The 25,322-nt window shown below is 52.7% G+C and carries 20 protein-coding genes and 1 pseudogene; 14 read left to right on the top strand and 7 right to left on the bottom strand.

Annotation, left to right across the window (positions count from 1 at the left end; genetic code table 11):
* Positions 1-45 precede the first annotated feature (45 nt).
* Complete coding sequence (locus BQ8005_RS02170; protein ID WP_075316887.1) at positions 46-1,299, bottom strand: DEAD/DEAH box helicase; 1,254 nt, start codon at positions 1,297-1,299, stop codon at positions 46-48.
* Positions 1,300-1,639: 340 nt separating this feature from the next.
* Between BQ8005_RS02170 and BQ8005_RS02180 the strand changes: the two genes are divergently transcribed.
* Complete coding sequence (locus tag BQ8005_RS02180) at positions 1,640-2,134, top strand: TlpA disulfide reductase family protein (RefSeq protein WP_021848481.1); 495 nt, start codon at positions 1,640-1,642, stop codon at positions 2,132-2,134.
* A gap of 124 nt (positions 2,135-2,258) precedes the next feature.
* Here the strand turns inward: BQ8005_RS02180 and BQ8005_RS02185 are convergent, their stop codons facing one another.
* Genes BQ8005_RS02185 through lon form a run of 3 tightly spaced genes read right to left on the bottom strand, consistent with a single transcriptional unit; the run spans position 2,259 to position 7,011 of the window.
* A complete protein-coding gene (locus BQ8005_RS02185) occupies positions 2,259-3,383 on the bottom strand; it encodes an LptF/LptG family permease (RefSeq protein WP_075318850.1) in 1,125 nt (374 codons plus the stop codon).
* A 20-nt stretch (positions 3,384-3,403) separates the two neighbouring features.
* The gene (gene tgt, locus BQ8005_RS02190; protein ID WP_075316888.1) at positions 3,404-4,534 is read right to left on the bottom strand and encodes a tRNA guanosine(34) transglycosylase Tgt; all 1,131 of its coding nucleotides are present in this window, start codon (positions 4,532-4,534) and stop codon (positions 3,404-3,406) included.
* A complete protein-coding gene (gene lon / locus BQ8005_RS02195; RefSeq protein ID WP_075318848.1) occupies positions 4,531-7,011 on the bottom strand; it encodes an endopeptidase La in 2,481 nt (826 codons plus the stop codon). The genes tgt and lon overlap by 4 nt, the downstream gene beginning before the upstream one ends.
* Positions 7,012-7,187: 176 nt before the next feature.
* Between lon and BQ8005_RS02200 the strand changes: the two genes are divergently transcribed.
* From BQ8005_RS02200 to BQ8005_RS02215, 4 genes are all read left to right on the top strand, one after another.
* A complete protein-coding gene (locus tag BQ8005_RS02200) occupies positions 7,188-7,895 on the top strand; it encodes a tRNA1(Val) (adenine(37)-N6)-methyltransferase (RefSeq protein ID WP_075316889.1) in 708 nt (235 codons plus the stop codon).
* A 320-nt stretch (positions 7,896-8,215) separates the two neighbouring features.
* Entirely contained in the window at positions 8,216-9,409 is a 1,194-nt protein-coding gene (locus BQ8005_RS02205; protein ID WP_075316890.1) for an AAA family ATPase, read from the top strand.
* On the top strand, positions 9,406-10,044 hold the full coding sequence (locus BQ8005_RS02210) for an HNH endonuclease (RefSeq protein WP_075316891.1): 639 nt from the start codon (positions 9,406-9,408) through the stop codon (positions 10,042-10,044). Before BQ8005_RS02205 ends, BQ8005_RS02210 begins: the two co-directional genes overlap by 4 nt.
* Positions 10,045-10,366: 322 nt before the next feature.
* On the top strand, positions 10,367-11,194 hold the full coding sequence (locus tag BQ8005_RS02215; protein ID WP_075316892.1) for a GIY-YIG nuclease family protein: 828 nt from the start codon (positions 10,367-10,369) through the stop codon (positions 11,192-11,194).
* Between the two features lie 102 nt (positions 11,195-11,296).
* Here the strand turns inward: BQ8005_RS02215 and BQ8005_RS17305 are convergent, their stop codons facing one another.
* Entirely contained in the window at positions 11,297-11,398 is a 102-nt protein-coding gene (locus tag BQ8005_RS17305) for a smalltalk protein (RefSeq protein WP_159436189.1), read from the bottom strand.
* A gap of 127 nt (positions 11,399-11,525) precedes the next feature.
* Positions 11,526-12,020, bottom strand: coding sequence for an HU family DNA-binding protein (locus BQ8005_RS02220; RefSeq protein WP_075316841.1), 495 nt, complete (start codon positions 12,018-12,020; stop codon positions 11,526-11,528).
* 653 nt (positions 12,021-12,673) lie between these two features.
* Between BQ8005_RS02220 and BQ8005_RS02225 the strand changes: the two genes are divergently transcribed.
* The 5 genes from BQ8005_RS02225 to BQ8005_RS02245 all read left to right on the top strand — a co-directional run bounded on the left by BQ8005_RS02225 (position 12,674) and on the right by BQ8005_RS02245 (position 17,534).
* Positions 12,674-13,765: a hypothetical protein gene (locus BQ8005_RS02225; RefSeq protein ID WP_075316840.1), complete on the top strand. Its 1,092-nt coding sequence runs from the start codon at positions 12,674-12,676 to the stop codon at positions 13,763-13,765.
* A gap of 8 nt (positions 13,766-13,773) precedes the next feature.
* Positions 13,774-14,238, top strand: a complete 465-nt coding sequence (locus BQ8005_RS02230; RefSeq protein WP_075316893.1) for a hypothetical protein — start codon at positions 13,774-13,776, stop codon at positions 14,236-14,238.
* A gap of 215 nt (positions 14,239-14,453) precedes the next feature.
* Complete coding sequence (locus BQ8005_RS02235) at positions 14,454-14,765, top strand: hypothetical protein (protein ID WP_075316894.1); 312 nt, start codon at positions 14,454-14,456, stop codon at positions 14,763-14,765.
* Positions 14,766-14,806: 41 nt separating this feature from the next.
* Positions 14,807-17,152: a BT4734/BF3469 family protein gene (locus tag BQ8005_RS02240; protein ID WP_075316895.1), complete on the top strand. Its 2,346-nt coding sequence runs from the start codon at positions 14,807-14,809 to the stop codon at positions 17,150-17,152.
* Positions 17,124-17,534: a DUF5675 family protein gene (locus tag BQ8005_RS02245; protein ID WP_075316896.1), complete on the top strand. Its 411-nt coding sequence runs from the start codon at positions 17,124-17,126 to the stop codon at positions 17,532-17,534. The genes BQ8005_RS02240 and BQ8005_RS02245 overlap by 29 nt, the downstream gene beginning before the upstream one ends.
* Positions 17,535-17,674: 140 nt before the next feature.
* Here the strand turns inward: BQ8005_RS02245 and uxaC are convergent, their stop codons facing one another.
* Positions 17,675-19,081, bottom strand: a complete 1,407-nt coding sequence (gene uxaC, locus BQ8005_RS02250) for a glucuronate isomerase (protein ID WP_075316897.1) — start codon at positions 19,079-19,081, stop codon at positions 17,675-17,677.
* Positions 19,082-19,314: 233 nt separating this feature from the next.
* Here uxaC and BQ8005_RS02255 point away from each other — a divergent pair, with 233 nt between their 5' ends.
* From BQ8005_RS02255 to BQ8005_RS02270, 4 genes and pseudogenes are all read left to right on the top strand, one after another.
* Entirely contained in the window at positions 19,315-20,376 is a 1,062-nt protein-coding gene (locus BQ8005_RS02255; protein WP_021848098.1) for a LacI family DNA-binding transcriptional regulator, read from the top strand.
* 39 nt (positions 20,377-20,415) lie between these two features.
* Positions 20,416-21,894, top strand: coding sequence for a tagaturonate reductase (locus BQ8005_RS02260; RefSeq protein WP_075316898.1), 1,479 nt, complete (start codon positions 20,416-20,418; stop codon positions 21,892-21,894).
* Positions 21,895-22,141: 247 nt separating this feature from the next.
* A pseudogene (locus BQ8005_RS02265) lies at positions 22,142-24,449 on the top strand (ABC transporter permease).
* A 126-nt stretch (positions 24,450-24,575) separates the two neighbouring features.
* Positions 24,576-25,253: an ABC transporter ATP-binding protein gene (locus BQ8005_RS02270; protein WP_075316899.1), complete on the top strand. Its 678-nt coding sequence runs from the start codon at positions 24,576-24,578 to the stop codon at positions 25,251-25,253.
* The last annotated feature ends 69 nt before the right edge of the window (positions 25,254-25,322 follow it).

Raw genomic sequence — 25,322 nt, forward strand, 5'->3', positions numbered from 1 at the left:
CCTTGGGCTATTTCTTTATTTATGGGATAAGATAAAAAGCAAAGATTATTCTTTATTCGTTTTTTTCCCTTTGTTGCCAGCGCCTTTTCGTCCGCCTCTATGCGATTTACCTCCTCCTCGTTTTCGTCCACCTTTTTCGTTGTTGCGCGGCTGGTATTCGGGCGCTTCACCCAGTTCGGCCGGAACAGGAATCTTATAGATATCCCTCTCAAGGAATTTCTCGATGGTGTGGAAGTTAGTCTGCTCCTTTTCGCTGACGAAGGTGATGGCCACACCGTCATTGTTGGCACGGGCAGTACGTCCGATACGATGCACATAGTCTTCGCAGTCGTGGGGTACGTCGAAGTTGATGACCAGGCGGATGTCGTCGATGTCGATGCCACGCGCCACGATGTCGGTCGCCACCAGGATGTTGATGCGCCCTGCCTTAAACTCGTGCATGACGGCTTCGCGTTGCGCCTGCTCCAGGTCGGAGTGCATTTCGCCTACGTTCAGTTTCATCTGCTTCAGGGCTTTTGTCACTTCTTTCACCTTGATTTTCGAGGAAGCGAAGATGATAACTCGCTCGGGGACCTCCTCTGCGAACAGGCTGCGTATGATGCCCAGCTTTTGGTTCTCATAGCAGACGTAGGCGGCCTGTATGATTTTGTCAGCAGGTTTGGATACGGCCAGTTTTACCTCTGCGGGGTTGTTCAGGATGTTTTTTGCCAGCTGCTGTATCTTGGCAGGCATGGTAGCGGAGAACATGATCGTCTGACGTTCCTTGGGGAGGTATTTCACAATCTGCATGATATCGTCGTAGAAACCCATGTCGAGCATGCGGTCGGCTTCGTCCAGAATGAAATAAGATACCTTCGAAAGGTCTACGTAACCCAAGTTCAGGTGGGCTATCAGGCGGCCTGGGGTTGCTATCACCACATCGGTTCCCAGCGTAAGCCCTTTCTTCTGCTGTTCGAACAAGATGCCATCGTTTCCTCCATATACAGCTACGCTGCTGACAGGCATGAAATAAGAAAAGCCTTCCATCTGTTGGTCTATCTGTTGGGCCAGTTCGCGTGTAGGCGCCATCACGATGCAGTTGATGGCATCTTCGGGATGTTCTTCTTCTGAAAGACGATTCAGTACGGGCAGCAGATAGGCAGCAGTTTTGCCTGTTCCCGTCTGTGCCACGGCTATCAGGTCTCTTCCTTCGAGTATTACTGGAATTGATTTTTCTTGTATAGGAGTACATTCTTCGAAGCGCATGGCGTCGAGCGCATCAAGAACGCTGTCGTTCAGGGGTAATTCAGAAAACTTCATGCTTCATCTCAATTTGGACGCAAAGATAATATAAATGTAGAAAAGAGGAAAAACAAGCTTACTTGATTTTTTTGTCGAGACGCATCCGTTTCCTTTTGCCCAAGCCTGTTTGTGGGGCAAAATATGCTAAATAACATAAAAAATGACCCTTAAAAAGTAAGAAAATTACTTGTTTGTTTGGATTATACTTTGAGAAATACGTACCTTTGCAGCCGATTTCAGATTAAAGGCTTTGACTATCAGAGCTCTTTTGGTAGGAGAGGCCTGAGAGACAATGTTCCGGGAAGAAATCACTGTCACGAACGACAGTCCCGGATAGTATTAACCAAAACCGTATTGCATGAGATATGTAAAATGGATTTTTGTTGTATTACTAGTTAGTTCCTTGACTTCTTTTGTATCAAAAGACAAACCTACGGGAGGTTTGAATGTGGGTGACATAGCCCCTGATTTTAAAATCCAATCTATGTCTGATGAACAACACGAACTTTCAAATCTGAAAGGCAAATACGTGTTATTGAGCTTTTGGGCCAGTTATGATGCGCAGTCCCGTATGCAAAACGCAAGTTTGAGCAATGTGCTTCGTGCGGCCTCCAATCAAAATGTGGAAATGGTTTCCGTTTCGTTCGATGAATATCGTTCCGTATTCGAAGAAACCATTCGTAAGGACCAAATAGTTACTCCCGTCTGTTTTGTAGAAACGGATGGTGAAAACTCCGACCTCTTTAAACAATACCGTTTAGGTCGTGGTTTTACAAACTATTTACTGGATGATAATGGTGTGATTATTGCCAAAAACATCTCTGCTGCTGAGCTTTCGTCCTATCTGAACTGATTGTTCCAATCGGTCTGACAGGAGGAGAGTGGTTGATAAGAGGAAATGAATACAACAAAAAAGCCCCTCCAGCGCTTGTGGCGACACAAGGACTGGAGGGGCTTCAATGTTTCTATACCTCTTTTTATTTAGGTGCTTTCTTATACAGATAGAATGCGATGAAGGCATACAGGATGTTGGGGATCCATACCGCGATCATGGGCGGCACATTGCCATTGACGGCAAATGTAGACGCAATGGTCTGGAACAGGATGTACGAGAAGCTTAGTCCCAATCCGATACCCAGATAAAGTCCCATACCCCCTTTGGTCTTCTTGGACGACAGGGAGACTCCAATCAATGTCAGGATGAAGGAGGCAAACGACATGGCGATGCGTTTGTGATACTCGATTTCGAACTCCTTGATATTGGCAAATCCTCGCTGCTTCTGTCGGTCGATGTATTCGCTCAGCTGCGGATTGGTCAGCATCTCCTGCTGGTTCTTCATGATGAGGAAGTCGGCAGGCTCCATGAAGAGCGTCGTGTCTATCCTGTCCCCATGCGTGATTTTTTCTTTCATTCCGTCCATTTCGCGTATCATATAGTCCTTGATGGTCCAGCGATGATAGGCAGTCGTGTCGTAGGTGATGCTGCGGGCCGTCAGGTGGGAAACCAGCTGCTTGTCCTTGAACTTGTCCAACGAGAAGCGGTAGCCCGTCTGACGATAGTTCTCGAAGCGGTCGATGTAGGCAATGACGCCCGTGTCCACCTCCAGCTGGATGTTTCGTGCCGAGTTTGCCTTTCGTGGCTTGTAATACTTGTCCTCGAAGTTGATGCGCGTCACGCTGCCCTTGGGAATGACGTATCCTCCCAGCCAGAAGGTGGCAACAGCAATGATGCCGGCCGAAACCATGTAGGGGCGCAAGATGCGCTTGAAGCTCATGCCCGAGGAAAACATGGCAATGATTTCCGAATTTTCTGTCAGCTTGGAGGTGAAGAAAATGACGGCAATGAACACGAACAGCGGGCTGAACAGGTTGGCAAAATAGGGGATGAAGTTCAGGTAATAGTCGAAGATGATGGCGTTCCAGGGAGCGTCGTGCGACATGAACTTGTCCTGCTTCTCGTTGAAGTCGAAAACGACCGCAATAGAGATGATCAGTGCGATGGCGAAAATGTACGTTCCCAAGAATTTCTTGATGATGTACATGTCCAGCCGCCGCAGAAATCCGCCTGTCAGCCTGGATATGCTGACATTCAGTTTCGGCATCCGTATGCCTTTCAGTTTTTTCATAATCTAGTAGATACTCGTTTGACCATCATGGGTTTCCAAGTCGCGAAGTCGCCTGCAATGATGTGCTTGCGTGCCTCGCCCACCAGCCACAGGTAGAAGGCCAGGTTGTGGATGGAGGCTATCTGCATGGCCAGCAGCTCCTGCGCGTGGAAGAGGTGGCGCAGGTAGGCCTTCGTGTAGAGCGTGTCCACGTAGGAGGCGCCGTCAGCCTCGATGGGCGAGAAGTCGGTCTCCCACTTCTTGTTGCGCATGTTGATGATACCGTCCTTTGTGAAGAGCATGCCGTTGCGACCGTTGCGGGTGGGCATCACGCAGTCGAACATATCCACGCCGCGCTCGATGCCCTCCAATATGTTGACGGGCGTACCCACACCCATCAGGTATCGGGGCTTGTCCTTGGGCAGGATGTCGTTCACCAGCTCGATCATCTCGTACATCTTCTCCACAGGCTCACCCACGGCCAGTCCGCCGATGGCGTTGCCTTCCGCCCCCTTCGAGGCGATGTACTCGGCCGAGCGCGTGCGCAGGTCGCGATACACACAGCCCTGCACGATGGGGAACAGCGCCTGGTGGTAGCCATACTTCGGCTCCGTCTCGTTGAAGCGCGCGATGCAGCGGTCCAGCCAGCGATGGGTCAGCTCCATCGACTTCTTGGCATAGTTGTAGTCGGCATCGCCAGGCGTACACTCGTCGAAGGCCATCATGATGTCCGCCCCGATGGTACGCTCGATGTCCATCACGCGTTCGGGCGTGAAGATGTGCTTGCTGCCGTCGATGTGCGAGCAAAACTCGGCTCCCTCTTCGCGCAGCTTGCGGATGCTCGAAAGGGAGAACACCTGGAAGCCACCGCTGTCGGTCAGCATCGGGCGGTCGAAGCCGTTGAACTTGTGCAGGCCGCCTGCCTTCTCCAGCACGTCGAGGCCCGGACGGAGGTACAGGTGGTAGGTGTTGCCCAGAATGATCTGCGCCTTGATGTCCTCCTTCAGCTCCGTCAGGTGCACACCTTTGACGGTGCCCACAGTGCCTACAGGCATGAAGATGGGAGTTTCGATCTGCCCGTGGTCGGTCGTTATCAGGCCTGCACGGGCATTGGTCTTGCTGTCGGTATATTGTAATTCGAATTTCATGCTTCTTCTTTTTGTTCCTTATCTTTCTTGACAGTCAGGTCGAGGGGATCGGCCACTTTTTCATCGGTCAGTGCGATGGCGAACACCTCTTTCACATCCTTCACGTAGTGGAAGGTGAGTCCCTTGAGGTAGATGTCCTGAATCTCGTCGATGTTCTTGCGGTTCTCCTCGCTCAGGATGATTTCCTTGATGCCTGCGCGCTTGGCAGCCAGGATCTTCTCCTTGATGCCTCCCACGGGCAGTACCCTGCCGCGCAGCGTTATTTCGCCCGTCATGGCCAGGTTGGCCTTCACCTTGCGCTGCGTCAGGGCCGAAGCCAGCGAAGTGGCCATCGTGATGCCTGCCGACGGTCCGTCCTTGGGTATGGCGCCTTCGGGCACGTGGATGTGTATGTTCCAGTTGTCGAAGATTTCCTCGTCCAGCCCCAGCAGCGAGGCATGTGCCTTGATATACTCCAGCGCCAGCATGGCCGACTCTTTCATCACGTCGCCCAGGTTACCCGTCAGCGTCAGGCGTCCGCCCTTGCCTCGGCTCAGGCTCGTCTCCACGAAGAGGATTTCGCCGCCCACGGCCGTCCATGCCAGGCCCGTCACCACGCCCGCATAGTCGTTGCCCTGATACTTGTCGCGTGTGTATTCGGCCACGCCCAGATAGTCGTACAGGTCCTCGGGCTTGATCTCCGCCTTTGGCAGCGTTCCCTCGGTGGCATACTGTCGGGCCACCTTGCGTAGTATCTTGCCTATCTTCTTCTCCAGCTCGCGCACGCCGCTCTCGCGTGTATATGATTCGATGATGGCTTCCAGCGTCTGTTTGGGCAGCTTCACGTCGGTCTTCTTCAGTCCGTTGTTCTCCAGCTCCTTGGGCACCAGGTGGCGTCGGGCAATCTCGATCTTCTCCTCCGTGATGTATCCGCTCACCTCGATCAGCTCCATGCGGTCCAGCAAGGGGCCGGGGATGGTGTTCAGGTTGTTGGCCGTGGCGATGAACATCACCTTCGACAGGTCGTAGTCCACGTCGAGGAAGTTGTCGTGGAAGGTCGAGTTCTGTTCAGGGTCGAGCACTTCGAGCAAGGCCGACGACGGGTCGCCCTGACGGTCGGCGCTCACCTTGTCTATCTCGTCGAGGATGAAGACAGGGTTCGACGATCCCGCCTTGATCAGGTTCTTGATGATGCGTCCCGGCATGGCGCCGATGTACGTGCGACGGTGTCCGCGTATCTCGGCCTCGTCGTGCACACCTCCCAGCGACATGCGCACGTACTTGCGCTTCAGCGCGGCGGCTATCGAGCGTCCCAGCGACGTCTTTCCCACGCCTGGAGGGCCATAGAGGCAGATGATGGGCGACTTCATGTCTCCCTTCAGCTTCAGCACGGCCAGGTGCTCCAGGATGCGTTCCTTCACCTTCTCCAGTCCGTAGTGGTCTTTGTTCAGCGTCTTTTCGGCGTTCTTCAGGTTGAGGTTGTCCGTCGTATAGATGCCCCACGGCAGGCTCAGCATCGTCTGCAGGTAGTTCAGCTGCACGCTGTAGTCGGGCGACTGCGGGTGTGTGCGCTCCAGCTTGTCCACCTCCTTCAGGAAGGTGGCCTTCACCTCGTCGCTCCACTTCACCGTCTCTGCCTTCTTGCGCATTTCGGCTATCTCCTGTTCCTGCGTGCTTCCGCCCAGCTCGTCCTGAATGGTCTTGATCTGCTGTTGCAGGAAGTATTCGCGCTGTTGCTGGTCGATGTCCTCGCGGGCACGCATCTGGATAGATGCCTTGATTTCGGCCAGCTGCACTTCGCGGTTCAGTATTTCCAGCAAGTGGTAGGCCCGTTCGCGCAGGGAGTTCATCCGCAGCAGTTCGATCTTCTCGTCCTTCTTGAGCTGCAGGTTGGTGCAGATGAAGTTGATGAGGAAGATGGGGTTGCTGATGTTCTTGATGGCGAATGAAGGGTCTTGCGAGAACATCTCCGACGTACGCATGTAGCGCACGATGAGGTCCTTGCAAGCCTCGACCAGTGCCTGGAATTCCTTGTCGTTCTTTTCGGGCAGCTCCTCGTTGATGGTGGTCACGTGTCCCTGCAGATAGGGCGTGGTCTCTACGATTTCCTTCAGCTGCATCCGCTTCGTTCCCTGTAGGATGACGGTGGTGCTCTGGTCGGGCATCTCCAGCACGCGGATCACCTTGGCCACCGTACCTATGTCGTGCAGGTCGTCCATCAGCGGGTTTTCCGTGTCGGCCACCTTCTGGCACACCACGCCGATGTACAGTCCCTTCTTTTCAGCGTCACGTATCAGTCGGAGCGACGACTTGCGGCCCACCGACACGGGCATGAGCACCCCTGGAAACAGCACCATGTTGCGTAGCGGCAGCACGGGCAATACGTTGTCGATATCGACATCCATAATCTGCTCTTCATTCCCTTCGAAGTCGGCAATGACGGAAAAGCCCTTTCCGCCCTGCGATTCGTCGTCACCCATATAAAATCTTTTCTTCATTTCTGTCATGTTAAGTTAGTACTCTCTTGTGGGAGTTCACAAAGCAGTTGCAAATTTACGCTATTTCTTTCTATTAATCGGCCCCTAATTCTTTAAAAAGACAAAAAACAGCCGCTTTCGCATGCATTATTCCTTCGTCTTTCACTAATTTTGGCCGCACAATAACCGCAACCGATATGTCCGACTCGTCTTTTTTGTTTAAACAATTTATTGTACACCACGACCGCTGCGCCATGAAGGTGGGCACCGACGGCGTGTTGTTGGGCGCGTGGGCGCCTGTGGACCAGGTACATACGGCGCTCGACGTAGGTACAGGCACGGGCCTTGTCGCCCTCCAGCTGGCCCAGCGCAACCCCCATCTGCGCGTGACGGCGGTCGAGATAGACGCCCCTGCCGCTGCGCAGGCGGCCGAGAACGTGGCCGGTTCGCCCTGGCCCGATCGGATAGAGGTGGTTTGTGCCGATTTCAACGATTTCCAGCCCGATGGCCGGTTCGATCTGATTGTTTCCAATCCTCCTTACTTCGTCGATGCCCTGCCGTGCCCCGACCGTCAGCGCAACACCGCCCGCCATGCCGGTGGCCTGAACTACGACCTGCTCTTCCGCCGTTCGGCCCGTCTGCTGAGCGAGGGCGGAGTGGTGAGCATCGTCATCCCCAGCGAGGTGGAGCGTGCGGCCGAAGACGCCGCCTGGATGCAGGGCCTGTATCCCCAGCGTCGCACGCACGTCTACACCAAGGCAGGCAAGCCCGCCCGCCGCGTGCTGGTCACCTACGGCCGACGGCTGGGCCCTGTGGCCGAAGATACGCTCTACATCCACCAGGCGGGTGGCGACTACTCCGACGACTACCGCCGCCTGACGGGCGAGTTCTACCTGAAGTTCTGAGGGGATGAGAGGGCAGGAGTGGGGAGGGGCGCGTCATTCTGAGTGCAGCGAAGAATCTTAAAATTCATTTTGGCTAACTGTAATTGTAATTTGTAATTGCGGAGAGCAGATAAGGACACGTTTTCAATAAAAAGGGAGCAATGTTGCAGGGCTTTTGAAAAAGTTTTCTAATTTTGCATTTCAACAACCTCCATAAAGAAGATAAGGACTATTCCAAGTGGAACAAATGCCCACGTTTTGCAGAGTGGATAAACGATATTATAGATAATTGTAAAGAATCGCATTTGTGATAACAATTGATGAATTAAAAGAATAGACGTATGAATTACTTCATTAAGAATATACATGTCAACGAATTGTTCCATCTGAAGGACTTCGATATACCCATTGCCGATGAACAGACGCCGCACTTGATGATAACGGGTAAGAATGGTAGTGGTAAAACGGTGTTGTTGAATGCGATAGCCAATCAGATGGAAGGAATAAAACGTAGTCCTGCGACATATTTGATGTTACTTAACCCACAAGAAGAACGATTTAGAAAATTTTTCCATTCTTCTTTGGCTAAATATGGAGGTATTGAGAACAGTATTCGCATTGACTTTGTTGACATCAGGGAATTTATCACCGATTTTTCCAAAGATGATTTTATAGTCGCATTCTATCAGGCCGCCCGAAAACCTCAAATGGTTGAACCTAAGAACCCTACTAAGCCAGTCTATAACACGCATGGTGGGGTAAGGGCTACAGTTACTGATCAATTCCTGAACTTCTTGTCCGACCTGAAGATTCAAGAAGCATTGGCCCGCAATGAAAATCAGATGGAAGATGCGGAAGAAATCAATCAATGGTTTATTGATTTTGGGGAACTTCTTTGCCAAATTTTCCAAGATAAAGATCTGCACTTGAAGTTCAACTATAAGGATTATAGTTTTCGTATCCTGACGGAAGGGAAGGAATTCAAGTTTACGGAAGTGTCCGATGGTTATGCCGCCATCTTGGATATTGTGGTCGATCTGATTCTGAAAATGCAGGCAAAAGACAGCTTGACGCGTGCCTATCAGAAGAAAGGAATCGTATTGATAGACGAAGTGGAAACTCATTTGCATCTGGAACTGCAAAAGATGATTATGCCTTTCCTGACGAAGGTGTTCCCCAACATACAGTTCATCATTACGACGCACTCGCCATTTGTACTCAATTCGTTGGACAACGCCGTGGCATTCGATTTGGAGCATAGGGAAACCATCAATGAATTGACCCAATACTCTTACGAGGCTTTGGCCGAAGGCTATTTCGGAGTATCCTCCGAGTCCAGCTATATGCAGATGCAGCTGGAGCGGCTGGAATCGCTGTTGCAGAAAACCGACCTGACCGATTCAGACAAATATGACATCAAGCAGCTTGTCGAAGATTTGGACAAAGTGCCGGAGTCGGTTTCGCCCAACTTGGTGGGGGCCTATATGATAATCAAAAACAGATATGCGTCGGTTCTTAAAACAGCGTTGGCATGATCAGGGTAAGAAAGAGCGAGAATGTTCCGTCCTCTTTGTTGACTACCTCCCAATATGATGGAGAGGACGTAAAGGCGCAATTACTGGAGGACCAACACGAGAAATGTTATATTTGTGAGCGCAAGTTGGGTACCGATTTTGAAATCGAACATTTGAGAAGTCAAGAAAAATATTCTAAGTTGCAAAAAGAATGGTCAAACTTATTCATGGCTTGCGGATATTGTAACAGAAAGAAATCCAGCTCGTTTGATGATAATCTGTATCCGCTCGATACGAATATAGAAGACGAAATAGAACAGCGGATAGACTTCAGCAGTAACAAGGCTTCCTTTGTCACAACGATTGATGACGTGCCCCATCAGAATACGGTAAGAATGTTGCACGTTTTCTATAATGGCAAAAAGAAAATGCGTGTCATCAAGGAAGAACGTTTCTTTGATGAAGCCAAGCAGAAGATGAACCGCTTCTTGGAGAAAGTCAACACATTCCTGATGGAGCCCACACCGGCCAATCGGGCTTTGGTGGCGGCCGAATTGTCCATCGAGCAAGAAATGTTGGGCTTCAAGTATTGGGTAATCCGCGACAATCATTTGGAGGCAGAGTTTAAAGATGAAATAGTGTGGAACAAGCATTGACTGCATTCTCCTTTCATCACTTTTCAGCTAACTGTAATTGTCATTTGTCATTGCGCAGCATATTGAGGATACGTTTTAATAAAAGGAGCGATTATTATAAGGCTCTTTGAAAAAAAGTTTTCTATTTTTGTTTGCACCTAACACGATAGCTCTGTGGCATATATGCAGATCTTGAGATTGTGAAAGATTTAATCGGAACAATCAAAGATGTGTTATAAACTGAAATATTATGGGATGCCTGTATCTGTTGCTGTCATCGGCATTTGCAGATGAAAATTCGCAATATTTATGGGATGAAATATTTATGTTATAGTAAAAATATATGGGTAAAACAGTAACCACCTACCTCATTGACGGCGACCCCAAGGGCACGCAATACTCGTTCATCAGCAACAAGATTTGTCAGATGTTTGTAGTGCCGCGCTCCAACCTGTCTTACCTGAACGAACAGGAGAAACTACAGAAGCCGGCTTTCTACATATTGATAGGAGAGGATGAAGCGACCAAGCCGCAGGCTTATATCGGCGAGACGGAGAACTTCAAGGAGCGCGTGAAGGACCACGACAGCAAGAAGGCGTTTTGGCAAAAGGCTCTCATCTTCGTTTCGAAGGACGAGGACATGACGAAGGCGGACGTGCAATATCTGGAGCACAAAGCCATCGCCGAGGCGAAAAAGGCGAATACGTTTGTCCTTGGCGAGAACAAGCAGATTCCCAAGGCACCCAACCTGCCCGAGCATCAGCGGGACGCTATGGACGAGTTTTTCGAGGATATCAAGTTCTTGGCTTCCTTTATGGGGTGCAACATCTTCGACATAGCCCAGCCCAAGGAAGAACATTTGTTCTACACGAAAGGGCGCGGATGCAACGCAAGGGGCTATTACCATTCGTCGGGCTTTACCGTCTTGAAGGGCAGTCTTGTGGCAAATGGTTGCGTTCCTTCTTTCAGTTGGAAGGAGAAGAGAGAGAAAATGGTGAAAGAATATGGGGTGGTGGAAAACGGAAACTATGTTATGGCGTCTGATATAACGTTTTCAAGTCCCAGTACGGCTGCCGATTTTTGTATTGGCAGTAACAATAATGGTTGGATAATCTGGAAGGATAAAGACGGAAATACGCTGGATTCGGTTTATCGGAAACAGTTGGAATAAAGCGAATTTTTCAGACGAATACAAACAAATCACCCGCCCCTCATCTCTGAGGCAGCGGGTGTTTTACTTCGTGCTTGTGTTGTCGTGGGCTGCGCGCTTCGTTTACAGCCCCATGCAGCTGGTGACGCCCAGCGTAGTTCCAATAGCGGTCAGGATGGTGACCAGCGTCTGGATAATGGTTTTCCAAATTGTTTTCTTGTCCATCTTCTTTAATTGAGAATTGAAAATTGAAAGTTGAAAATTAGATGCTTCGTAAGTTGAAAATAGAGAATTGATAATTAATTTCGGCCGCATTCTTAATTTTCAATTCTCCATGATCCATTCTCCATGATTACAGCGGGCTGCCTCCTTCTTCTTCGTCCTCGCCGCCGGGCTCGGGTTCAGGGGTAGTGTCTTCTTCAAGGGCGCCGCCGGCGGTGTAGACGGTCAGCTCGGTCAGGCGGGCGGACTTGCGCAACTCGGCGTTGCTCCAGGTCTTGGTGTTGCGCACGTTCAGGTGGACGCCCGTAATGAGGCTGGTGGTCCACGCCTCGGCCGTCTCGGCTCCCTTCGAGGAGATGCCTACGGAGAAGAGGCCCAGGTCGCCCAGGCGGACGCTCTTGCCGTCGAGCACCAGCTCCTTGAGGCAGGCGAGCATGTCGATGAGCACGCCGTGGATGACGCCGCGCGAGTAGGGCGAGTTGTGTTCAGAAATATGGGTGACGAAGTCTTCGAATTCTACCGTGCGGTCTTGCACGGCGCGGGCGTACCACTTGGCGGGTGCGTCGGGATCCTGCGGCGACTTGGCCGCGTAACGTCTGTACTTCAATGTTCCGATTGTTGACATAGCTTTGTTGTTTTAAATTGTGTTTAGTTAATTGAGAATTGAGAATGGATAATTGAAAATTGATCGTGCCCCGGCCGCTGGCAAATTCTTCATTCTTCGTTCTTCATTCCTCATTCACAAAGGCAAAGATAAGGGCTCTTTTCCGGCCGACCAAATAAAAACGACCGCTGGGAGGTGAAAATGTGTTAACGAAACGGGTGAATTGTGTTAATAATAATAATGCATTGATTTACAGTACATAAAACGATAATTTCGCGCGCGGAAAGCATTGTTTTTCTACAGATGGCATGATGTTCTCTTTCGTTTGCACTCTTTATGAAGTAGCATGAAAAGATTGTTTGGAAACTGTAATCTGTAATTCGTAAGGGCTGTTTTGAATCCAGGAAAAAGACAGCGTGCTATTACGAATTACAGATTACAGTAAGTGAATTTCGATTTGAAAGAGTGTGTACAGAATTTTATATTATATATATAAATATATATATATATAATATAACTGTATAAGTGGCGCGCACATTTCGATTTTAGCTAACTGTAATCTGTAATTCGTAATAGACTATTAAAATGTTGTGTTAAAAACCGCATTTAGCTTTGTTTACTTGAATAGGATTTGTATATTTGTTGACAAACATAAAATAAGGGAGGGCATAACTATGAAAGCATATCTTCAATATCGATCAATAGTCTGTCGTAAATTTGCAGACATCGACCACCTTATCGGTGACAACAAGTTGTGGAACGAAATTTATTCCATCTTCCGGACTTTAAAAGAAGAACATAAACTGTCCATCCCCGCCATAGAGGTTTTGAATGAAGTATACTTGCAGAGTATGCGGGCTTTTCTGGTGAAGCATGCTGACGAAGAAGATATCTGGGAGGGGTACGTCTTTCGGAGCAGGCACCTGAAGTCTGATTCTTCTGCCACCCAACTGTGTCTGTCGTTGGTCTATGCGGCGCTGTGCCTGATGAGAATACCCATCGAGCAGGCTGTGGAACATTTGCAGATATTGAGGGAAAAACATCTGATGGACGAGCACGGGAAGCCTTCTACATTCTTTCACAGCGTATTTGTCATTCTGTGGCAGAAAGAGAGAAAACGATCGAGACCTTGGTTTCTGGGTTTTCTGAGAGCGCCCGACTGGGATCATGTGTTCAACCTGGCAAGTTTCGATGTGGACGCTCCGCTGCCAGAGCCGGCTCATCATGTGTGTGCCGACATGACAACCGAGGACTGGATGCTGGCAACGGACCATTTCAACTGCGCATACATCAAGGAAATCATCTTCCGTTGGAACAAGAAAAACGAGCGGTTGCAGATATTGGAATGCATCGAGACATCCTACTGCAACCTGAGGGAAGAGTGTCCACCCGGTACATCTCCGTCGGGTGAAGCCGAAAAGCCGCAGGTGATGCCCGAAGATTTCGACCTCTGCCGGACGGAGATAGAGACAGCCGTGGAGGTGGAACCCGGGTCGAAGCTGATGGTCGCCTTGATAGACAGGGCGCTGGAGGTGTTCAGCAAAGCGGGGCTGGTGGCGCTCCTCTCGTGCCTGACAACCATGAAGTACTCGGAATGCGTCAAAGAGCATGTGGAACGGGTGGACAGGGCCATAAAGAAGCCTGTCGACCGGGCGCCACACACGCAGTACAACTACTACGAAGGCGCCAACCACTTCAGCGGAAACCAGATAAAGGGTGTCAGCATCCATGCGGAGCCTGCCAGCCAAAGTTTACCCCAAAATTGACAACAGACATGGAAGACAACAAGCAACAACAGACGGAAGTGAAGAACTTCTACGGTGGCATCTACTTCGACCGCTGCCAGATGACGGACATCAAGTTCCAGACCATCGTGCAGGGCGACATGCACGTGGAGGCAACGGAGGATGAAGGGAGGGACGCAGCTCTTGCCACACCACAGGAGGAGTACGACATGCCACCCCAGCTACAGACGCAGGAGGCGGAAGCCTTGCTGAAGAAACTGACAGCCGCCGGCATCGTGGACGAATGCTGGAGGCCGCTAGGGCTGTCGGGCTCGGAGAAGGGCGTACTGGCCTCCCTGCTGGCCGACCGGCTGCACTTGTCCACACCCTGGCAGACCTTCGGACGGTTGTGGAATATGAAGTCGGCAACCTTACGCACGGCGTATAACCAGGGAATGGGACAGCGCAAGACGACGGCGTTCATGGATCGGGTGAAGAGGGTAATGGAAGAGTGACGACACAGCTGCATCTAAAAAAACAGCCATTTATATACGTCTATCAATCAATGTTTTATATAAAATGTAGGTACTACGCCGTAGCACCTACGTAGTAGGTAAATCTGCTTCACCTACACTAACTTTGCTCCTGCAATCAAGGGAAAAACAATCCCCTTGGTTGCGGGAGATTTTTTATACAACCTATTCACAACATTTTAAAAATTGACACGACTATGAACGTAAAAATTCAGCTGAGCGACGAAGCTTACAAGACTTTAGTGAACGGAAACGGACGTCTGGAAGGCAGTCTGGGACTGGTGAGCCCCACGGAGGGAAACTTTAACGCCTACCGCCGCAGCGCGTCGAGGCCCGGCAACAAGTATATCAAACTGCCCCACGGACGGGCCAGCGTGGGCGACAGCCATGTGCGGCTGACCCTGCGCATCGCCTTGGACGAGGCGGATATCACGCCCGCAGACGCAATCATGGACGAAAGCCGACAGGCGAGTGACTTTGTGGATCGCGTGTTCGACACCGAGTTCTGAAAAATTATCCATTATCCATTATCAATTATCCATTAAGTGCAATGAAGTTCGGAATAAGCAATAACGTAAAAAGCCGGGTGGTGCGCGAATGCACCCCCGAGCTGTTCCACCAGGCGATGCGTTCGGAGCTGGTGGCGGAGGTCTGCGCCGAGATAGCGGACGGACTGGAGCGGCTGCGTCGCGGCGAGCTGACGAAGGAAGAGTATGACACAGTGAAAGCGGGGCTGAAGAAGCGGCTGCCCATCTTCACGCCGCACGCCACGTTTCGCAACGGGCGGCGACTGAACGCCGACGCCGTGCCCAGCGGCCTGTCGATGTACGACGTGGACCACCTGCCCAATCCCCGCGGCTACTGGGAGGAGAAGCGGCAGGAGCTGGAGGCCAGGGGTGTGATGCGCTACGTGGTGCTGGCCCACATCACGCCCAGCACCGAGGGGCTGCGGCTGTTCTTCATCATCCCCGCGGGGATGGACCTGGCCGAGGCGCAGCGGTGGATGTCCCAGCAGATGGGCGACGAAAACTATGACGTCAGTGTGAAGGACTATGCGCGCTCGTCGTTCGTGGTGCCAGAGGGGTATGTGCTCTACCTTGACGAGGAGAGGCTGTTTAATGAAGAATTAAGAATGAAGAATGAAGAATCTTTGGGAAATGAAGAATCTTTGGGAAATGAAGAACGAAAAATGAAGAATGAAGAATGGCCTGCGGATGGTGAAAATTCTTCATTCGGAGGCGAAGCCGACATTCTTCATTCTTCATTACCAAAGTTTAAGGGGATACCCTATTCGGAAATTATCGGACAATGGTTCAAGCTGGCAGGTGGTGAACCCGTGCAGGGCGAGCGCAACGACAAGCTCCATCGCCTGGCCTCGCACCTGCGCTACATCGTCGACAACGACGAGGCGCTGCTCCTGCAAGTGATGCCCCGCTACGGCCTCTCCGAAGAGGAGATGAAGGGACTGATACACTCCGCCTGCTCGGCCAGATGGTACGCGATGCCGAAGATGATGCGACAAGCGATTGAAAATGAAGAACGAAAAATGAAGAATGAAGAATGGCCTGCGGAGGATGAAAATTCTTCATTCGGAGGCGAAGCCGACATTCTTCATTCTTCATTACCCAAGCGCTTACCTGCTCTAATCAAACTATTGGTGAGCCGCACGCCCGATGTCTACAAGGCAGCCGTAGCGCATGCCGTCTTCCCCTCGCTGGGCGCGCACCTGCATCGCGTAAGGTTTAAATACATTGACAACGTGGAGCACGAAGCCACGCTGATGAATGTCCTCATGGCAGGCACAGGCGCGGGCAAGGATTGCATCTCGGAACCCATCAACCGTATCATGGCCGACATCCGCCGACGCGACGAGGACAACCTACGCCGTGAGCGGGAGTGGAAGAACGAAGTCACCTCGAAGGGCGCCAACAAGGACAAGCGCCAGCGACCCGAAGGCTTGATCATCCAAGAGATTGACGCGGACATGACGAACCCTGCCTTCGTGATGCGCATGGCTGAGGCCGACGGGCACTTCCTCTACACGAAGTTGAACGAGATTGACCAGTTCGACGCGCTTCGTGGAAGTGGACGGGGCGGCCAACAATTCCAAATCATGTGCCTGGCCTTCGACCCCGGCAACCGCTACGGACAGACGCGCGTGGGCGTGCAGAGCGTGACGGAGAAGGTGACTATCCGCTTCAACTGGAATGCTGCCACGACCATTCAGAAAGGTAAGCGCTATTTCAGTCGTGTGCTGACCGATGGGCCGATAAGTCGTATCAACTTCTGCACCATCCCCGAGCGCGAAATCGGCGCGGACATGCCCGTCTATGGCACGTATGACGCCGCCTTCGACGAGGAACTTCGCCCCTACATCGAGAACCTCGTCAAAGCGCAAGGGTTGATTGACTGCCCGCAGGCCTATAAGCTCGCGCAGAAGCTCAAGGAAGAGTGCGCCGACTTCGCCCGCCTCTCGCAGAGCCGCGTGTACGAGAACCTCTCGTTTCGCGCCAACGTCATCGCTTGGCTGAAGGCGTGCGTGCTCTATGTAGCCAACGGCTGCCAGTGGGACAAGACGTTCGAGGACTTCATCCGCTGGTCGTTGCAGTACGACCTGGCTTGCAAGATGGAGTTCTTCGGGGCCGCTATTGAAGAAGCGCAGGCGGCTAACCCCAACAAACAGAAGGGGCCGCGCAACCTGCTGGAGCTGCTGCCCGACAATTTTTCTTATAGGGAGGCCGTGGAGGTACGTCTGCAGGCGGGTATGGACGAGAAAGGTACGCAAAATATGCTGAACCAGTGGGGCTACCGAAACTATATTGCGAGAATTACGAATTACAATTACAGTAAACTAAAATTCAAAAAAGATGGAACTGACACTGACAAGAACTACTAAAAGGAAAGGCTGCACGCTGGGCGTGCTGGCTGTGGACGGAAAAGAGATGTGCGACACGATGGAACCCACGTGGCGCGACCTGAAGAAAGAACGCAAGGTGAAGGGCTGTACGGCCATCCCCGAAGGGCGCTATCCTGTGGTAATCACTCTTAGCCCCAAGTTCGGCAAGTGGCTGCCCCTGCTGCTGAACGTACCCTTCTTCGAGGGCATCCGCATCCATGCGGGCAACCTGCCTGCGGACACGGAGGGGTGTATCCTCGTGGGCGAGTACAACGAAGAAACGCGCCAGCTGGAGTGCTCCACGCTCTACGTCCGCCTGCTGAAGCAGCTCATCGTCGAAGCCAAGGAGCGGGGCGAAGGGGTGTGGATTACGGTGAAGTGAGAATGGAGAGTGAAATGAGCCGCGTTTCATAGAAAAAAGCACCACCGATTACACAGATGGACACAGATTCCTTTTCGGACGATGGGGGATAATCTGTGAAAATCCGAGTAATCGGTGGTGAAAAAAAGCGATGTCCGGCCTTAGAACTGGAAGTAGTTCTTTGCGTTGTTATAGCAGATGTCTTCGATCATCTGGTTGATGCGATCCATTTCGCTGACAGGCAGTTCGCCATTCTCGACATCGCGACCTACGAGGTTGCACAGCGTGCGGCGGAAGTATTCGTGGCGCGGGTAGGAGAGGAACGAGCGCGAGTCGGTGAGCATGCCCACAAAGCGGCTCAGCAAGCCCAGCAGTGACAGGGCGTTCATCTGCTTCTCCATGCCATCCTTTTGGTCGAGGAACCACCAGCCCGAACCAAACTGGATCTTGCCCGGCCACGTGCCGTCCTGGAAGTTGCCCAGCATGGTGGCGATCACTTCGTTGGCGCAGGGGTTGAGGTTGTAGAGGATGGTCTTGGTCAGCTTGCCTTCGGTGTTCAGGCGGTCGAGGAACTTGGCCATCTTCTTGGCAGTGGTGAACTCGCCGATGGAGTCGAAACCTGTGTCGGGGCCCAGGAGCTTGAACATCTTGGTGTTGTTGTTGCGGATGGCGCCGTAGTGGTATTGCTGTGCCCAGCCTTTCTCCCAGTCCATCTCGGCAAAGATGACGAGCATGGCCGACTTGAACTTCAGGATTTCTTCCTGCGTCAATTCCTTGCCGCCATACACCTTGTTGAAGATGGCCTTGATTTCGGCATCGGTATAGTCTTCGGCATAGAATTCCTCGATGCCGTGATCGGACAGACGGCAGCCTTGCTCGGCGAAGAAGTCGTGACGACGGCGCAGGGCGGCGATCATGTCGTCAAAAGTGGAGATGGCAACGCCGCTCACTTCGGCCAGCTTCTCTACATAGGCGCGGAAGTCGGCAGGCACCTCGACAGCCATGGCCTTATCAGGACGCCAAGCGGGCAGCATCTTGATTTCGAAGCCGCTCTCGCGCGTCTGGATGTGGTATTCGAGCGAGTCGACAGGGTCGTCTGTGGTGCAGACAGTCTCTACATGGTAGCGGCGCATCATGCCACGAGCAGAGTATTCGGGCTGTTTCAGCTTCTCGTTGCACTCGTCGTAGATTTCGCGGGCGGTCTGGGGATTGAGCACCTTGTCGATGCCGAAGGCGGTCTTCAGCTCGAGGTGGGTCCAGTGGTACAGCGGGTTGCGCATGGTATAGGGAACGGTTTCGGCCCATTTCTCGAACTTTTCCCAGTCGGTAGTGTCCTTGCCTGTACAGTAGCGTTCGTCTACGCCGTTGGTACGCATGGCGCGCCACTTGTAGTGGTCGCCTCCGAGCCAGATTTCGGTCAGCGAACGGAACTGGTAGTCGTCGGCCACCATCTTGGGGATGAGGTGGCAGTGGTAGTCGATAATCGGCATCTTGGCCGCATGTTCGTGGTAGAGCTTCTGTGCAGTTTCGGTCTGCAACAGGAAGTTTTCATCCATAAATTTCTTCATAACGTATGTGTTTTAAGTATCTAAAAATGTTACTTTCTCTCTATATACCTATATAGCTCTGATTGTAAATAGAATAGAGGTTGATTGTGATTTTAGTTTTATTAACCGTTATCGAACACAAAAGTAGATATTTTACTTGGAGAAACAAAATATTTCGTATCTTTGCGACGAATATTTATAATATTTAAGTTTTAGGCAAACCGCCCTTCATTCCTATAAAAAGCGAAGCAGAGATGGGAAACAAGAACTATACCATAAAAGACATCGCCCGCATGGCGGGTGTATCGGCCGGAACGGTGGACCGCGTGCTGCACAATCGTGGAGACGTGTCGGCGGCCAGCCTGGAGAAAGTACGCAAGGTGCTCGACGAGATCAGCTACCAGCCCAACATGTTTGCCATCGGCCTGGCGGCGAAGAAACGCTACAGCATTGTCTGCATCATACCTTATTATATAGCCTACGACTACTGGTATGCCGTGGCAGGAGGCATCGACCGCGCCGCGCAGGAGCTGGCGCCCTACAACGTGACGGTGAGCTACCTGCACTACCTGCACGCCGACGAGGCTTCTTACAGCCAGGCCTGTACGCAGGTGCTTGGCGAAGAATGTGACGCCGTGCTGCTGGCGCCCAACTTTCGCGAAGAGACCCTGAAGCTCACGTCTGCCCTCGAGCAGAAAGGTACGCCCTATGCCTTCATCGACTTCAACATCGAACAGACACATGCCCTGTGCTACATCGGACAGGACTCGCGCATGAGCGGATACATCGCCGCCAAGATACTGATGCAGCACTTCAAGCAGGGGCAGGAGCTGGCCCTCTTCCTGAACAACCAGAAGCAGAGCCCTGCCGAGATACAGATGCAGCGCAGGCTGGAGGGATTCATGCAATACCTGACTGAAAACCATGTGGGGCTTACCGTCCACGACGTGCTGCTCGACAAGAAAGATGCCGACGCCAACCGACGTACGCTCGACCGATTCTTCGACCAGTGCCCGCAGGCAGTGCTGGGCGTGGTGTTCAATTCGCGCGTCTATCAGGTGGCCGACTACCTGCACGCCACAGGCCGGCGCATGGAAGGGCTCGTGGGCTACGACCTGCTGAAGAAGAACGTGGAGCGGCTGAAGACAGGCGAGGTAGACTACCTGATAGGGCAACGACCTGCCATGCAGGGCTATTGCGGGGTGAAGGCTCTGTGTACGCACATGGTGTTCAAACGGCCTGTCACGACGACACAATACATGCCCATCGATGTGCTGATCAAGGAAAACATCGACTATTATTTCGAGTTCGAATAAAAAATATATATATCAAAACTTTTAAAATATACATTGAATATGAAAGCATTGAACAAGCTGACGGCTCCCAAGAGCGCAGCACCCGAAAGAATCATCCAGTTTGGCGAAGGTAACTTCCTCCGCGCGTTTGTAGACTGGATCATTTACAACATGAACCAGAAGACCGACTTCAACAGCAGTGTCGTAGTCGTGCAGCCCATCGAGAAGGGTATGGTAGAATGGCTCAACGGCCAGGACTGCCTCTATCACGTCAATCTGCAAGGACGCCTGAACGGCGAGGCTGTGAACTCCCTGACGCGCATAGACTGCATCAGCCGCGCCTTGAACCCCTATACGCAGAACGCCGCCTTCATGGCCCTGGCCGACCAGCCTGAAATCCGCTTCGTCATCTCCAACACGACCGAAGCCGGCATTGCTTTCGACCCCAACTGCAAGTTTACCGACGCGCCTGCCTCTTCCTATCCAGGCAAGCTGACCCAGCTGCTCTACCGCCGCTTCAAGACCTTCAAGGGCGACAAGACGAAGGGTCTTATCATCATGCCTTGCGAGCTGATCTTCCTGAACGGACACCACCTGAAGGAATGCATCTATCAGTACATCGAGCTGTGGAAGGACGACTTCGGCGCCGACTATGAGAAGTTCAAGACATGGTTCACGAAGTACTGCTACGTGTGCGCCACGCTTGTGGACCGCATCGTGCCGGGCTTCCCCCGCAAGGAGATTGCGCAAATCCAGAAAAAGATCTGCTACGCCGACAACCTCGTGGTGCAGGCCGAAATCTTCCACCTGTGGGTCATCGAGGCCGCCGAGAACCTCTCTCTGCGTCAGCTGGCCGCCGAGTTCCCCGCCGACAAGGCCGGCCTGAACGTGCTCTTCGTCAAGAGCGAGGCTCCCTACCATGAACGCAAGGTGACGTTGCTCAACGGCCCGCACACCGTCCTCTCGCCCGTGGCCTACCTGAGCGGCGTGAACATCGTGCGCGACGCCTGCAACCACCCCGTCATCGGCAAGTACATCCACAAGGTGCAGTTCGACGAGCTGATGCAGACACTCAACCTGCCCATGGACGAACTGAAGAAATTCGCCTCCGACGTGCTGGAGCGCTTCAACAACCCCTACGTGGACCATCAGGTGACGAGCATCATGCTGAACTCCTTCCCAAAATTCCAGACGCGCGACCTGCCTGGCTTGAAGACCTACCTCGAGCGCAAGGGCGAACTGCCGAAAGGCTTGGTATTGGGCTTGGCCGCCATCATCACCTACTACAAGGGCGGTGTACGTGCCGACGGTGCTGAAATCGTGCCCAACGACGCACCCGAAATCATGCAGCTGCTCAAGGACCTTTGGGCAACAGGCGACACCCGCCGCGTGGCCGAAGGCGTACTGGCTGCCAAGGACCTTATCTGGGGCGAGCATGGCGACCTGAACACCATCCCTGGCCTGACCGACATGGTGACTGCCTTCCTGAATTCTATTCAGGAGAAAGGTATGCTTGAGACAGTGAAAAGCATACTTTAAGGAGAAGAAAACCACACTTTTGTAAATTAATAGTTGAGAAGAGTGCAGCAAGTCGCTTTTGAGCGTGCTTTGCTGCACTTTTGTTTTTTGCGGCCGGGTTGTCTAATAATTAGACACCAGTGTCCAATAATTAGACACTCCGTTCCAAGCTAAAGAAAGCTTATCTGTTGATTGTCAGATGTATAACGTTTTTGGCACACTTTCTGCATTATAAATGGGTAGAAAACAACTAAAAAACGTTATACGCATGAGACAAATCCATTACGTCATCCAGACCCTGCTCAGAGGGAAGGGGAGCATTCCCTTCAAAGTCATCTCCCTCGGTCTGGGACTTGCCATGAGCATCCTGCTCTTTGCCCGCGTGGCCTACGAGCAGAGTTACGACACGTGCTTCCGCGACTACGACCGCATCTATCAGGTGTGGTCCATGTTCATCTTGAACAATGAGAAGAACGAACCGCAAAACATGAACATGGGGCCGCTGGCGGGCGCCATCTTCGAAAACTTTCCCAAAGAAGTGGAAATGGCGACCTGCACCAACCGCTACCTGGCGTCGTGGCCGCTCTACTATGGCAACCACCGCTTCAACGAGTCTAAAATCTGCGCCGACTCGCTCTTCTTCCAGACGATGGGCATCGAGGTGCTGAGCGGCAACCCTGTGCAGGACCTCCAGCAGCCCAACGTCATCTATCTGAGCAAGAGCCTGGCCGAAAGGATGTTCGGCGGTGAGGAACCCATCGGAAAGGTGATCAGCTACAACCACGAACGCGATCTGACCGTGCGGGGTACCTTTGCCGACCTGCCCGACAATACGACCGTGGGGGCCGATGCCGTCATCTCGCTGCCTCCCGCCTGGGCCGCCAAGCAGATGAACTATTCGTGGGACGGAGGCGACTCCTACTGTCAGTACGTGCGCCTGCGCCCTGGGGTGGATGTGGAAACCCTCAACGCCCGCATGAAGAAGATGACCGAGAAGTACCTGCCCGCCCGCGACAGCTGGAGCTACACGGCCTATGTGCAGCCCCTGCGCGACACCTTCCGCCAGCAGGACGACGTGCGCCGCATGTTCACCATCATGCTGACGCTGGGCCTGTCCATCCTCTTAATCACCGCCCTGAACTACGCCCTCATCTCCATCTCCTCGCTGAGCCGCAGGGCCAAGATGGTGGGCGTGCACAAGTGCAGCGGAGCCAGTGGCGGAGGCATCTTCGGCATGTTCATGCTGGAGACGCTGATGGTGGTGGCGCTGGCGCTGGGCGTCATGTTCCTCCTGCTGTGGAGCTTCCGCGACTTTGTGGAGGATACGGCCGCCACCAAGCTGACGAACCTCTTCGAGGGCAGCCGCCTGTGGGTGCCTGCCGCCACGGTGGGCGTGCTCCTGCTGGTGGGGGGCGTACTGCCGGGCCGCCTCTTTGCGCGCATCCCTGTGACGCAAGTATTCCGCCGCTACACGGAGGGCAAGAAGGGGTGGAAACGCCCCCTGCTGTTCGTGCAGTTTGCGGGCGTGGCCTTCATCTGCGGCCTGATGTGCATGGTGATGATGCAGTACCACTTCGTCATGAGCAAGGACATGGGCTTCAGCACGGAGCGCATCGTAGCCACCTACCTGCCATTCAAAACGGCTAAGGAGTGCGACAATGCCTACAACTTCTTCCGCAGCCTGCCCTATGTGGAAGACCTATCCTCCGCCTACGGCAATCCGCTGGATGGGTATAGCGGCTGCTTCATCACAGGGGAAAACGGCGAAAGCCTGTTCTCCGCCCGCTTCGACGCCTGCATGAGCAACTATTACGACCTGATGGGCATGAAGCTGAAGGAAGGCCGCCTGCCGCGCGACAACAGCGAGGTGGTGGTGAACGAAACCTTCGTCAACCTGATGAAGTGGGGGAAGGATGCCGTGGGCCATACTGTCCACACGATGGGCGAAACCTCTACCGTGACGGGTGTGCTGAAAGACTTTCAGATAAATGGCTTCTATGCCGAGCCGATGCCCTACATAGGCTTCATGTCCAGGCAGTTCAACAACGGCCTGCACTTCCTGCTGAAGGAGCCCTTCGCCGAGAACCTGCAACGCCTGACGAAAGATGCCGCCGAGGCCTTCCCCGACAAGACCATCGACTTCACTTCGATGGAAGAGGGGATGAATATGTTGTACAACCCCCGTCCGCGTGTTTCGCAACGCCACCGCCGTGGCGGGCGTGGTGATGTTCTTCATCATGCTCATGGGCCTGCTGGGCTACACGGCCGACGAGGTGCAGCGCCGAAGCAAGGAGATAGCCATCCGCAAGGTGAACGGCGCCGAGGCATCGTCCATCCTCCGCCTGCTGGGGCGCGACGTGCTCTATGTGGCCGTGCCTGCGGTGGTGATAGGGATCGCGGCATCGTGGTACGTCAACTCCCTGTGGATGGACATGTTCAGCGCGCAGGCGTCGATGTCGTCCGCTGTCTATGTGCTGATAGGCGTGGCCGTGCTGGCCGTCATCACCGGCTGCGTGCTATGGAAGTCGTGGCGCATCGCCAACGAGAACCCTGTGCTGAGCATCAAGAGCGAATAAAATTTATTTCAATGAAGAATGAAGAACGAAGAATGAAGAATTTGCCCTGCGGCACGAATCCTTCTTTCCTAAATCTTCATCCCCAATTCTTCATTCTTCATTCTTAATTCTTCATTTTATACCATTATGATCGAAATCAACAACCTTAGTAAAGTATTCCGCACGTCGGAAGTAGAAACCGTCGCATTGAACCAAGTGAACCTCCATGTAGACGAGGGCGAATTCGTAGCCATCATGGGCCCGTCGGGCTGTGGCAAGTCCACCCTGCTGAACATCCTCGGCCTGCTGGACAATCCCACCTCGGGCAGCTACAAGCTGCTGGGGCAGGAGGTGGCCAACCTGCACGAGAAGGACCGCACCCGCGTCCGCAAAGGCAAGATAGGCTTTGTCTTCCAGAGCTTCAACCTGATAGATGAGCTGAACGTCTTCGAGAACGTGGAGCTGCCGCTGACCTATCTGGGGCTTCGTGCCGCCGAACGCAAGCAGCGCGTGAACGACATCCTGAAGCGCATGGCCATCAGCCATCGGGCGCAGCACTTCCCCCAGCAGCTCTCGGGCGGACAGCAGCAGCGTGTGGCCATCGCCCGTGCCGTGGTAACCAACCCCAAGCTCATCCTCGCCGATGAGCCCACTGGTAACCTCGACTCGAAGAACGGCGCCGAGGTCATCAAGCTGCTGAGCGAACTGAACGGCGAGGGCACCACCATCATCATGGTGACCCACTCGCAACACGACGCCTCCTTTGCCCATCGGACGGTGCATCTGTTTGATGGCAGTGTGGTGGCAAGCAACAGAAACTTATAAATAAATGAAGAATGAAGAACGAAGAATGAAGAATTAGCCATGCGGTACCAATTCTTCATTCCTAATTCT

The sequence above is a fragment of the Bacteroides togonis genome, from assembly GCF_900130135.1.
GTDB lineage: Bacteria > Bacteroidota > Bacteroidia > Bacteroidales > Bacteroidaceae > Bacteroides > Bacteroides pullorum.